This is a genomic window from Micrococcus lylae (assembly GCF_900163825.1).
Taxonomy (GTDB): domain Bacteria; phylum Actinomycetota; class Actinomycetes; order Actinomycetales; family Micrococcaceae; genus Micrococcus; species Micrococcus lylae.
In genome coordinates this window covers 1-12,266 of the sequence record NZ_FUKP01000055.1, presented here as the reverse complement: position 1 = coordinate 12,266, position 12,266 = coordinate 1, and the positions used below count along the sequence as shown (strand labels likewise).

General features: G+C 71.4%; 9 protein-coding genes and 1 tRNA gene. 3 read left to right on the top strand and 7 right to left on the bottom strand.

What is annotated here, in order from left to right:
* The 7 genes from FM125_RS07880 to FM125_RS07845 form a co-directional block, all read right to left on the bottom strand.
* Positions 1-930 (bottom strand): protein kinase domain-containing protein (locus FM125_RS07880; RefSeq protein ID WP_425435811.1); only part of this gene is annotated, 930 nt, incomplete at its 3' end.
* A 54-nt stretch (positions 931-984) separates the two neighbouring features.
* Positions 985-3,114, bottom strand: coding sequence for a protein kinase domain-containing protein (locus tag FM125_RS07870; RefSeq protein WP_180525438.1), 2,130 nt, complete (start codon positions 3,112-3,114; stop codon positions 985-987).
* Complete coding sequence (locus FM125_RS07865; RefSeq protein ID WP_067190837.1) at positions 3,111-4,562, bottom strand: penicillin-binding transpeptidase domain-containing protein; 1,452 nt, start codon at positions 4,560-4,562, stop codon at positions 3,111-3,113. The genes FM125_RS07870 and FM125_RS07865 overlap by 4 nt, the downstream gene beginning before the upstream one ends.
* On the bottom strand, positions 4,559-6,019 hold the full coding sequence (locus FM125_RS07860; RefSeq protein WP_087134221.1) for an FtsW/RodA/SpoVE family cell cycle protein: 1,461 nt from the start codon (positions 6,017-6,019) through the stop codon (positions 4,559-4,561). Before FM125_RS07860 ends, FM125_RS07865 begins: the two co-directional genes overlap by 4 nt.
* A complete protein-coding gene (locus tag FM125_RS07855) occupies positions 6,019-7,875 on the bottom strand; it encodes a PP2C family protein-serine/threonine phosphatase (protein ID WP_087134220.1) in 1,857 nt (618 codons plus the stop codon). Before FM125_RS07855 ends, FM125_RS07860 begins: the two co-directional genes overlap by 1 nt.
* Before the next feature lie 3 nt (positions 7,876-7,878).
* Positions 7,879-8,427, bottom strand: a complete 549-nt coding sequence (locus tag FM125_RS07850) for an FHA domain-containing protein FhaB/FipA (RefSeq protein WP_087134219.1) — start codon at positions 8,425-8,427, stop codon at positions 7,879-7,881.
* Positions 8,424-9,374: an FHA domain-containing protein gene (locus FM125_RS07845; protein WP_087134218.1), complete on the bottom strand. Its 951-nt coding sequence runs from the start codon at positions 9,372-9,374 to the stop codon at positions 8,424-8,426. Before FM125_RS07845 ends, FM125_RS07850 begins: the two co-directional genes overlap by 4 nt.
* A gap of 213 nt (positions 9,375-9,587) precedes the next feature.
* On the opposite strand from FM125_RS07845, the gene FM125_RS07840 reads away from it, so the two are divergent.
* From FM125_RS07840 to FM125_RS07830, 3 genes are all read left to right on the top strand, one after another.
* A tRNA-Leu gene (locus FM125_RS07840) sits at positions 9,588-9,674 on the top strand.
* A 346-nt stretch (positions 9,675-10,020) separates the two neighbouring features.
* The gene (locus FM125_RS07835) at positions 10,021-10,569 is read left to right on the top strand and encodes a YceI family protein (RefSeq protein ID WP_087134217.1); all 549 of its coding nucleotides are present in this window, start codon (positions 10,021-10,023) and stop codon (positions 10,567-10,569) included.
* 103 nt (positions 10,570-10,672) lie between these two features.
* Positions 10,673-12,163 carry a YncE family protein gene (locus tag FM125_RS07830; RefSeq protein WP_087134216.1) on the top strand — a complete coding sequence of 497 codons (1,491 nt, stop codon included), beginning with the start codon at positions 10,673-10,675 and terminating at the stop codon, positions 12,161-12,163.
* Positions 12,164-12,266 lie beyond the last annotated feature (103 nt).

Genomic DNA, 12,266 nt, shown 5'->3' with positions numbered 1-12,266 from the left:
GTCCTCGGCGGGGATGGGGCCGGCGGGGGCGTCCGCGTCCGGATCCACGAGCGGCAGTGCTCCCGTCGGCGTCTGCTCGGGGGAGCCGAGGGCCTCCACGAGGGCGGCGGCGAACTGGTCCGCGTCATCGAAGCGGTCGTCGGGCTCCTTGGCCAGCGCGGTGAGCACCACCGCGTCGAGGGCGGGGGTCACGTCCGGGTTCAGCGTGGACGGGCGCGGCGGGTCCTGGCGGACGTGCTGGTAGGCCACGGAGACGGGGGACTCGCCCAGGAACGGCGGGCGGCCGGTGAGCAGCTCGAAGGCCACGCAGCCCACGGAGTACAGGTCCGAACGGGTGCCCACGGTCCCGCCCATCGCCTGCTCGGGGGAGAGGTACTGGGCGGTGCCCACCACGGTCTGCGTCTGGGTCATGGTGGCAGAGGTGTCCGCGAGGGCGCGGGCGATGCCGAAGTCCATCACCTTGACCTCGCCGGAGCCGGTGACCATGACGTTCGCCGGCTTGATGTCCCGGTGCACGATCCCGAGGCCGTGCGAGTAGGAGAGGGCGGCCAGGACGCCGTCGAGCCAGGCCACCGCCTCCTCCACGGTGACGTCTCCGGCGCCGATGGCGTCCTTCATGGTGCCGCCGTCCACGTGCTCCATGACGAGGAACGGGCAGGACACCTCGTGGGCGTGGCGGTCCTCGATGTCCTCCTCGCCCGTGTCGAAGACGTGGACGATGTTCGGGTGGTTCAGGGAGGCCGAGCTGGTGGCCTCGCGCCGGAACCGGGACTGGAACTGGGGGTCCCGGGCCAGGTCCGGGCGCATCATCTTGATCGCCACCGTCCGCTTCAGGCGCAGGTCGGTGCCGCGGTACACGTCGGCCATGCCGCCGCGGCCGATCAGATCCTCCATCCGATAGCGGCCGTTGAGGATGTGCTCAGTGGACACGTGATGCTCCCGTCCGTCCTGGGGACGACGTCACCGGTGAGAGCCCCCGGGGGCTCAGCCGGTCACGTCCTCGTCGGTCGGCTCCGCCGGGGCGGTCGTCTCGCCGGTGTCCGGTCCCTCCGTGGGCTGGTCGGTCTCCGTCGGGTCCTCGGTCGGGTCGTCCGTCGGGTCCTCGGTGGGGTCTTCGGTGGGCTCTTCGGTCGGGTCCTCGGTGGGCTCCGGCTCGGTCGTCGGCTCGCCGGTCGGCTCTTCGGTCGGTTCCTCGCTGGTGGTCGGGTCGGAGGAGGGCTCCTCCGTCGGCTTCTGCGTGGGTTCCTCCGAGGGCTCGGAGGTCGGCGCGGCGGACTCGGTGGGCTCCGGCTCCGTCGTCGGCTCGCCGGTCGGGGCCGCGGAGGTGGTCGGGGCGGGTGCCTCGCCGCCGCTCCCGGCGGCGACGATCAGCTGCACCGGGGTGTCGTAGCGGTGGCGCTCGCCGGAGCCCGGGTTCACGCGGACGACCTCGCCGGCGGCGCCCGCGGCGGACGGGTCGTCCACGCGGTCCACGCTGAAGCCGGCGTCCTGCAGGGCGGTGGTCGCCTGCTCGGCGGCCATGCCCACCAGGTCGGCCGGGATCTGACCCATGCCGGTGGAGACGTCCAGGGTCACCGTGTCACCGGCGGTCAGGCCGGTCAGCGGGGCCAGCCCGACGACGGTCCCCTCCTCGGCGCGGTCGTCCGCCTCCGTCTGGTCGGCCTCCAGGCCCTTGGACTCGATCTGCGGCACGACCTCGGCCACCGGGCGGCCGACGTACTCGTCCTCCCGGAGCGTGATCTCCCCGACCTCTGACTGCTGGGCGTCGTCCCCGGCTCCGAGCATCTCCGAGATCTTCGGCCACAGCAGCGCGCCGAGCACGGCGAACGCGAGGAGCAGCAGCAGGGCGACCAGCGGCCAGCGGGGACCGCGGCGGCGGCCGTCGTTCCGGGTGGCCTCGGGGCCGACGACGGTCGAGCGCGCGCGGCGGTCCCCGTCGTCCAGGTCGAGGCGGCCGGTGTCCTGGCGGTGTTCCGGCGCGTCCGCGGCGGCGGAGATCGGCTGGTGCTGCTCGCGGGCGGCGTCGCGGGAGTCCTGCGAGTCGTCGATCCGAGGCATCGCGGCGGTGCGCGGCGCGGCAGCACCGGACGCACCGGCACCGGCGGCGGCACCGGTCGCACCCGCACCGTCCGCGGCACCGGCGGCCGGCGGGACGACGTCCGTGGCGTGGGTGTCCCGCATGCCCGAGTAGTCGACCGGCGCGGTCTGGGCGTCCAGGGTGGTGGTGGCCTCGCTGTCCGCGTACTCCTCGAGGAACGGGCGCAGGGTCGGCACGGCCTCGACCGCACCGGCGGTGTCGTGGCGGCGCAGCGCGTCCGCGGCCTCGGAGAGCGCGGTGGCGTCCGAGGGGCGCTCCTGGGCCTCCTTGGACAGCAGGCACATGATCAGCGCGCGCACCGGAGCCGGGATGGTCTCCGGCAGCGGAGGCGGCGGATCGTTGACCTGGGCCAGGGCGATCGCGATCTGGGACTCGCCGGTGAACGGACGACGGCCCACGAGGGACTCGTAGCCGATGACGCCGAGCGAGTAGAGGTCGGAGGCGCCGGTGGCCTGCTGGCCCGTGGCCTGCTCGGGGGCGAGGTACTGGGCGGTGCCCATGACCTGGCCGGTGGCCGTCAGCGGCACCTGGTCCGCGAGGCGGGCGATGCCGAAGTCGGTGACCTTGACACGGCCGGTGGGGGTGATCAGCAGGTTGCCCGGCTTCACGTCGCGGTGGACCAGACCCTGGGCATGGGCGGCCGAGAGGGCGGCCGCGGTCTGGGAGATGATCTTCAGCGTGCGGTCCGGGGAGAGGACCTTGTCCTTCTCCAGGATCGACGAGAGCGGCTGCCCGGGCACGAGCTCCATGACGAGGTAGGCGGAGCCCTTCTCCTCGCCGTAGTCGTACACGTTCGCCACGCCGGGGTGGTTCAGCAGCGCGGTGTGCTGGGCCTCGGCGCGGAAGCGGCGCAGGAAGTTGGGGTCGCCGGTGTACTCCTCCTTGAGGATCTTCACCGCGGTGATGCGGCCGAGGACCTTGTCTCGTGCCTTCCACACCTCGCCCATGCCGCCGATCGCGATGCGATCGGTGAGCTGGTACCTGCCGCCCAGCGTGATACCGGATGTCGGCCTCATTCTGCGACCACCGCTTCCATGATCCTCTTCATGTTGTCCACCGTCAGACGGCGTCCTGTGCCCAAGTCTGTGTTCTCGATGACGATCGTCACCGCGTAGCGCGGGTTCTCCGCCGGAGCGAAGCCCGTGATCCACGAGTGCACCGCGTCGGTGCCGTCGATCTGCGCCGTGCCCGTCTTCGCCGCGATCTGCACCTGAGAGGAGCGGGCACCCGAGGCGCCGCCCTCCTCGACGACCGCGACCATCATGTCCCGCACCTGTGCGGCGACGTCTTCACTGGTGACCCGGCCGCGCTCGCGCGGGCTGAACGACTCGACCACGGACAGGTCCGACCTGCGGATCGACTCCACGAGCTGCGGCTCCATCAGCATCCCGCCGTTGGCGATGCCGGAGGCCACCATGTTCATCTGCAGGGCCGTGGCCTGCACGTCCCGCTGGCCGATCGCCGACTGCGCGAGCGCGGCGTCGTCGAGGTCCTGCGGGAACCGGGATGCCGCGACGTCCAGCGGCATCTCGAAGTCCTGGTTGAAGCCGAAGCGCTCGGCCACTTCACGGATCTTGTCCTGGCCGAGATCGACGGCGGCCTCGGCGAACGGGGTGTTGCACGAGTTCGCCATGATCCAGGTCAGCGATGCCGTGGACCGGGTGCCGCACTGGGCACCCTCTCCGCTGTAGTTGCCCATCTGGGTACGGGTGCCGGGCAGCGTGTAGCGCTCCGGCACCTCGAGCTCGTCGTCCGGGGAGTAGTCGCCGGACTCGAGCATGGCGATGGCGTCGATGAGCTTGAAGGTGGAGCCGGGGGAGATGAGCTGCTGCGTGGCGCGGTTGGTGTAGGCGCTGCCGCCCGGGATCGACTCGAGCTCCTCCATGGCGGCCCGCGACTCGGCGAGGTTCTGTGAGGAGACGGCGTTCGCATCGAAGGTCGGGCGCGAGGTCATGCCGACGATCCGGCCGGTGTCCACCTCGGTGACCACGATCGAGCCGCGGACGCCGTCCGGCAGGGCGCCGTAGATCAGGCGCTGGATGTCCGAGTCCAGGGTCAGCTCGACCTGGTCGCCCTGGGCGGTGGAGCCGGTGACGATCTCCAACGCACGGTCCATGAACGCGGAGGTCGGCGTGCCGGCGAGGTACCGGTTGAGCTTCTGCTCCAGGCCGGAGGCGCCGTAGTTGAGGGAGTACATGCCGGTGATGGGCGCGTACATGCCGGACTCCGAGTACTGCCGGAGGTAGGCGAAGCGGCCGTCCGACTCGACGGACTGCGCGATCGGCTCGCCGTCCACCAGGATCGGGCCGCGCGGGGCGCCGTACTCGAGGTAGATCTGGCGACGGTTCAGGGGGTCCTCCTTGAGCTGGTCGGCCAGGACCACCTGGATGGTCGAGCCGGCCACGAGCAGCACGAGCACCAGGGCCACGGCCACCATCCACATGCGACGGATCGCCTCGTTCATGCGCGATCACCTCCCACGGCGGCGCGGCGGGCGGATCCGCGGCGCCCCGCGCCGCGACGGTGCGGCTCGAGGGCCACGAGCTTGGCCTGATCCTGGTGGCCGGCACCCGGGCCGGACGCGTTGACCATGTCGTCCACCACCACGGGGCGGCGGGCAGAATGGGAGATGCGCAGCACCAGTCCCACGATGATCCAGTTGGCGAGCAGCGAGGAGCCGCCGGCCGCCAGGAACGGGGTGGTCAGGCCGGTCATCGGGATCACGAGCATGACGCCGCCGGCCACCACGAACAGCTGCCAGGCGAGCGTGAACGCCAGGCCGGCCGCGAGGACCTTGCCGAAGGCGTCGCGGGCGCCCAGGGCGGCGCGCATGATGCGGGTGAACAGCAGCAGGTAGAGGACCAGGACGGCGGACAGGCCGACGAAGCCGAGCTCCTCGCCGATGGTCGCCAGGATCATGTCCGAGTGGTTCAGCGGCACGCGCCACGGGGAGCCGGCGCCGAGGCCGGTGCCCATGAAGCCGCCGGAGGCCATGCCGAACACGCCCTCGACCACCTGCAGGGAGCCGCCGAACTGACGCTCGTAGATCTGCCTGTCGAAGGCGTTGAGCCACACGTCGAAGCGGGCGGTGACGTGCGGCATGAACAGGAACGCCAGGACGGCGCCCAGGCCGATCAGTCCCAGGCCCAGCAGGATCCACGAAGCGCGCGAGGTGGCGATGTAGAGCATCGCCATGAACAGGCCGAAGAACAGGAGCGCGGAGCCGAGGTCGCGCTGGAAGACCAGCACGCCCAGTGCCACGAGCCAGGCCACCACGAGGGGTCCGAGGTCGCGCATGCGCGGGAAGGTCAGGGGCCCGACCTTCTTGCCGGCGAGCAGGATCAGGTCCCGGTTCGCCGAGAGGTAGCCGGCGAAGAACACGGCCAGTGTGATCTTGGCGATCTCGCCGGGCTGGAAGGTGCCGACGCCGAGGTTCACCCAGATCCGCGCGCCGTTGACGGTCATGCCGATGCCCGGCAGCAGCGGCAGGACCAGCAGCACCGCGGAGAGAGCGAGGAACAGGTAGGGCCAGCGGCGCAGCAGCCGGTGGTCGCGGACGAACCAGAGCAGCGCTCCGGCCACGGCCATGGCCACCACGGTCCACACCAGCTGGGTGGTGGCGTTGGCCAGGGTGTTCGACGTCTCGAGCCGGTGGATGATCGCCAGGCCCAGGCCGTTGAGCGTCACCGTGATCGGCAGGATGTAGGGGTCGGCGAAGGGCGCGCGCAGGCGCAGCACCACATGCAGGGCCAGGCTCGCCGCGGCGAGCACGCCGGACTGGACCCAGTAGGCGGTGGTGATCTCCTGCTCGGTGCCGATGGCGCCGAGCAGGTTCGCGCCCAGGCCGATGCCGAGGGCCAGCACCAGCAGGAGAAGCTCCACGTTGCGCCGCGGGTGCGGCGGTGAGATGACGCCGGGCATCAGTCACCCCCGTTCGAGGAGGACGAGCCGCTCGGGGCGGGGCTGCGCGAGCCGGACGGAGACGGCGTGGCGGACCCGGAACGGGAGGGGGCCGTCGTCGAGGCGGACCCGGAGCGGGAGGGCGTCGTCGAGGCGGACCCGGACCGGGAGGGCGACGTCGAGGCGGACCCGGAGCGGGAGGGCGAGGAGGACCGGTCGTCCGAGGAGCTCGTGGACGCCCGGGACGACGACGGCTCCTCGCCGCCGTCGGACTCCTCGCCGGTGTCTCGGCGCAGGTCCGCGACGATCTGGTCCGCGTGCTCCTGGTCCCGGGCGGAGATGCCGGACTCCACCCGCGTGCGGGTGTAGCCGGTCAGGCTGTCCACGGACAGATCGGTGTCCCGGTCCACCTCGGACAGCTCGAGGGGGCCCAGCCGCTGGGAGACGCCCTTGAAGACGGCGACCTTCCCCTCGTGCTCGCCCACGTAGTACTGGGTCTGGGTCCAGAGGTACCCCCAGCCCAGCAGGACGGCCAGGATCAAGGCCAGCAAGGCCGCGAAGACCGGGACGAAGAAGCCGCGGCGGTACGTTGACTCCCGGGTGGCCTCCTCCGGGGAGAAATCCTCGTCCTGCGTCTGCGTGGCCGTACGCGCGTCTGCCGACGCGGCTGCGCCGTCCGCGCCTTCCGCAAACGGGGCGCTGCCGGAGGCGGGGGAGTCGGCGGTGTCCGCGGCGCTCGCCGAGCCGGGGGCGCCGACTGCGGCCGCTCCCGCGGTAGAGGCGCCGTCCGTGGCGGAGGCGCCCTCTCCGGCCGAGCCGATCGCGGAGGCGGGTGCCGTCGTCGGGACCTCGGAGGTGGCCGGCTCCGCGCGGGAGGAGCCCGTCAGGATGGCGGCGGCCCGGCGTGGCCGGTTGTCCGGGGCCGGCTCCTCGCCGAGCAGGGTGGCGGCACGGCGCTTCGTGGTGGCGCGTGTGACGATCGGGACGCGGTCCGTCTTCACGGCGGCGGAGGCGGCGCCGACCAGGATGTGCGGGCGCACCTGAAGGTCCTCGCGCAGCAGGCGGCCGGAGACCGGGCCGACCTCGGGCGGATGCGCGGCCGCCAGGGCCTCGTCCGACAGGTGCAGCGACTGGACCGGGGCGAGCTCCTCCTCGGTGCCCTCCGCGACCTCGAAGACGATCACCGTGACGTTGTCATGGGCGCCGCCCTTGAGGGTCAGGTCCACGAGCTCGTCCACGGCGTCGTCGAGGGTCTCGGCCTGCTCCACGGTCTGCTTGATCGTGGGCACCGTGACCACGTCCGTCAGGCCGTCCGAGCAGAACAGCCAGCGCTCGCCGATCGTCACCGGGACCTCGAACACGTCCAGCTCGGGGGAGGCGTCCACGTCGCCGAGCACCCGCATGAGCACGTTCTTGTTCGGGTGGTGCTCGGCCTCCTCCTTGGACAGGCGGCCCTCTTCCACGAGGCGCTGCACGAAGGTGTGGTCGCGCGTGATCTGCTCGAACTCGCCGTCCCTGAGGCGGTAGGCGCGCGAGTCTCCGATGTGCGCCATGTAGAGCGTGTCCCCGGCGAGCAGACCGGCGGTGCAGGTGGTGCCCATGCCGGCGAGCTTCGGGTTCGCGTGGACCAGCTCGTTGAGGACCAGGTTCGCGTTCTGGATCTCGTCCGGCAGCACGGTCGCCGGGTCGTCGTAGCCGGTGGCGTCCAGCGGGGCCAGGTCCAGCACTGCCGAGGCCGAGGCGACGTCGCCGCCCACATGCCCGCCCATGCCGTCGGCGAGCACCACGAGATGACGACCCGCATAGGCGGAGTCGTCGTTCTTCGAGCGGATCCTGCCGACGTCGGACTTGGCGGCGCAGTGGAGGACGTAGGGCATGGGTCAGGCCTTGATCTCCATGACGGTCTTGCCGATCCGGATGGAGTCGCCGGGGCCGACGGGCAGGGCGCGGGAGATCTGGCTGCCGTTCACGAAGGTGCCGTTGGTGGAGCCGAGGTCCTCGAGGAACCAGCGGGTGCCCTGCGGGAACAGGCGGGCGTGGCGGCCCGAGGCGTAGTCGTCCTCCAGTACGAGGTCTGCGTCCTGGGCGCGGCCCATGAGCAGGGCCTGACCCTGCAGGTCGATCTCACGTCCGGCCAGCGGGCCCTTGTCCACCATGAGGGTGCGGGCCAGCCGCGGTGCCGGGGTCGGCGGCCCGGAGTGCACGGTGCGGCCGCCCGCAGGGGCGCCGTGGTGCTCCGGTGCGGCGGAGCCGCCGGCGGCGACCGGGGCCGACGCGGCGGAGGCGGTGACCGGGGCCGCGTCCCGGCGGGTCTTGTTGCGGCGGCCCACCACGAGGTCGCGGCCCTGCGACGTGACGATCGAGACGATCAAGATCCAGAGGGCCAGCAGGAGCCCGAAGCGCAGCGCGGCGATGGCGAGTTCGCTCATCGGACCTCCTGTCCCGGGGCGGCGTGGAAGACCAGGGTTGTCTGTCCCACGGTGATGCGATCACTGTCGTGGAGCGTGACGGAGCCGTCAACCCGGCGGCCGTTCACGGTCACGCCGTTGCGAGAGCCCAGGTCGATCAGGGTCACGTTCCGGCCCGTGCGGATGAGGCGGACGTGCTCCCGGGAGACCGACGAGTCGGACAGCACGAGGTCGGCGCGCTCGTTCGAGCGGCCCACCACGATGTCCTCCTGCTCCAGCGGATGCAGGCGGCCGTCCACCTCGAGGGAGGGGACGGAGGACTCGGAGTCCGGGCGCGGCACCACCCGGGTGCGGTCGGAGGCGTCGTCCGGATCGTGAGGGTCCCGTGCGCCTGCGGCATGGGAGCCCTCGCCGTAGGCGCCCCGGTGGCCGGCGGCGGGCATGCGCGGACGCTCGGAGCGGCGCGGGGCGGCGGGGCCCACCGGGGCCTCGTCCTCCACGAGCCGATGCGGCGGGTCCTCCACGGCGGCGGCCCCGGGGGCGCTGCCGAACAGGGAGGGGGAGTCCTGGGGGACGCGATCGTCCGAGGCGGCGGAGCCGTCGTCGAGACGGGAGTCCACCTCGATCCGGCCCTCGCGGAGCTCCACATCGGCGTGGAAGGCGACCCGCACGGTGCCGGGGAGCGTGTACTGCTGGGAGTCGGCGTACCGGATGACCTCGTCGCAGAGCTCCTGCGCCAGGGCGGTGCCCCAGTCACGTGCGCGCTCGAAGTCCGGCTCGGAGAAGCGCACCACGAAGTCGTTGGGCGCGACGACATGACCCTCGGACACCGTGATGGACTCGTCGTCCATCTCATGGCGCAGGGCCGAGGCGATCTCGACGGGCTTCACGGCCTGGGAGCCGCCCGCGGAGAACGCCGACCGCACGGCCTTCTCCAGGCCGCGCTCCAGGTTGTCCAGAAGGCCCAAGGGGCACTCCTTTCCGCAGATGTCGCCTTCGATACTACGGGGACAGCTCGGTGAACTCCTGGGAGCGGCCGGGCGCGGCCTCCGAACGGATGCCGAATCGTGGCCGTTCGGAGGCGCCTGGTGTCGATTTGCGCGCTGTCGAACGGGTGCGGTAAGGTATTCCTCGCTGCTCAGGACGAGGCCGGTGACGCCGGATCGCCTGGGAGGCCGCTCGCGCGAGTGGCGGAATTGGTAGACGCGCTGGCTTCAGGTGCCAGTGTTCGCAAGAACGTGGGGGTTCAAGTCCCCCCTCGCGCACCACGAGGACAAGGCCCCGGATCACCGATCCGGGGCCTTTGTCATGTGCGGGTTCCGACGGCGGCGTCGGTGTCGGCCGAACGAGACCGAGGCGTCCTGCGCGACGTCCGCGGCCACCGGCCCGCCCGGTCCGCGATCACCGCGCCGTTGTCACAGGGTCGGGTGTGGGCCCCGTCATCTTCATGACCTTGCGTGTCGGTGTTCTCCCTGGCCCGGTTGCGCCCTTCGGACAGATAGTTCAAACTTGAAGCAGATGGGGCGGCGCCCCGCCGCCCCCGGCGCACTCCCCTGCGCCGCCCGCAGAACCGCCACACCCCGCTGGCGGCCTCGACCCGCGAAGGAAAGACCCATGAGCAACTCCACCCTCACCACCGGAACCTGGACCCTCGATCCCGCCCACACCGACGTGGACTTCGTGGTCCGTCACGCCGGCATCTCCAAGGTGCGCGGCACCTTCGGCGACGTCTCCGGCGAGCTCGTCCTCGCCGACGACTTCACCGCCTCCTCCGTGGAGGCGACGATCGGCGTCGCCTCGATCGACTCCGGCAACGAGCAGCGCGACGGCCACCTGCGCTCGGTCGACTTCTTCGACGTCGAGCAGTTCCCGCAGATGACCTTCCGTTCCACCGGCGTGACCGGCACCGAGGAGTCCTTCACCCTCAGCGGCGTGCTGACTCTGCATGGCGTCACCCGCTCCGTCGAGCTGCAGGCGGAGCTCGGCGGACAGGCCGTGGACGCCTTCGGTGCCACCCGAGTCGGCTTCGAGGCCCGGGGAGAGATCTCCCGCAAGGAGTTCGGCCTCACCTGGAACGCCGCACTCGAGGCCGGCGGCGTGCTCGTCTCGGATGCCGTGAAGCTCGAGATCTCCGCCGCCTTCGTCCTCCCGCAGGAGAGCTGAGCCGGTCTTCTCCGGCTCCCGCCGGCGTCGGCTTCGCTATGCTGAGGTTGTGTCTGTCCAGGCCATTGCATGTGCCTGCCCTTCCTCAGCCCCCGGAGATCCCATGTCCCGACTGCCCCTCGTCCCTGACGCCACCGACCTCGCGGCGGAGCCGGCTGCGCTGAGGCAGGCCGCAGCTGCCCGTCCGCGGGTCCTGCGGTCTGCCGCCGCCCTGCTCACCGTGGGCCTGCTGCTCACCGGATGCGCCGGCACGGACGGCGACTCCCCGGACGATCAGGGCAGCGCCGCCACGGCCTCCGGCACCCAGGACGGCGGCACCGGTGACGGTGGGCAGGACGACGACGGCTCCGCCTCCTCGGACAAGGACGGCGAGGCCGACGCCTCCCCGGACGGCGACGACGGTGCAGACGACTCCGGCGAGGACAAGGACGGCGCGGACAAGGGTGGCGCGGACAAGGACGGCAAGGGAGAGGCCGAGGAATCGGACTCCGTGGACCCGGCCGACTTCCCGGCGTCTAACACCACCACGCTGACCCACATGGAGACCCTCAGGGACGTCGGCGTCGAGCCGAAGTCCGTGGTCTCCAACCAGCACGGGCTGATGATCGCCAACAACGTGGTCTACCAGCACAACGTCGTGCTCTTCGACACCGCGACCCGCAAGGTCTTCCAGACCCTGGACGACACCGTGAACCCGGCCGAGCTGGGCGTCGAGGGCCTGCCCGACGAGGTCAGCGGCGCCCCGGTGGAGGCCACCTGGACCAAGGACGGCGAGCACGCCTACGTCACCCAGTACGGCCTGTACCCCGTGGGCACGGCGCCGGACGACAACTGCACCGCCGGCGCGGACATCGCCCCCTCCCTCGTCTACCGGTACTCGGTGGAGGAGAAGGACTGGGACGCCGCCTACCGTGTGGGTCGGGTGCCCAAGTACCTGGCTCTGTCCCCGGACGAGTCCCGCCTGCTGGTCACCAACTGGTGCGATTCGAACATGTCCGTCATCGACACGGCCTCCGGCGAGACCGAGCACACCATTCCGCTGGACACCATGCCCCGCGGCATCGTCGTGCTGCCGGACAACAAGACCGCCTACGCCACCGCCATGTGGGCGGACAAGCTCTACCGCGTGGACCTGGAGAAGGGGACTTCCGAGGTGGTCATGCACACCGGGGCCAACCCGCGCCACCTGACCCTGTCCCCGGACGGCAAGACCCTCTACATGACGCTCTCCGGCGCGGACGAGATCGTGAAGATGGACGCGGAGACCGGCGAGGTCATCGCCAGCGCCCCGGCCGGGGACGAGCCGCGCTCCATGGACATCTCCGCCGACGGGACGGCCCTGTACGTGGTCAACTACTACGACTCCACGGTGAGCAAGATCGAGGCCGAGACGCTTGAGATCCTCGGCACGGCGCCGGCGGGCGTGAACACCATCGGCATCACCTATGACAAGCCCTCCGGAGAGGTCTGGGTGGCCAACTACGGCGGCACCATCGACATCTACGACGACACCGACGGCGCCGGTCCGCGCGCCGGCGGCTCCGAGGAGGACTCCGAGGATTCGGAGGATTCGGAGGACGACGCCGAGGGGTGATCCGCCCGGGGCGAGAGCCCTCGCGGTGCGGCCCGGACCGGACCTAGGTGTACTCGGCCATGACGTTGGTGACAGATAGACGTTGACGATGAAAAGAACCTCC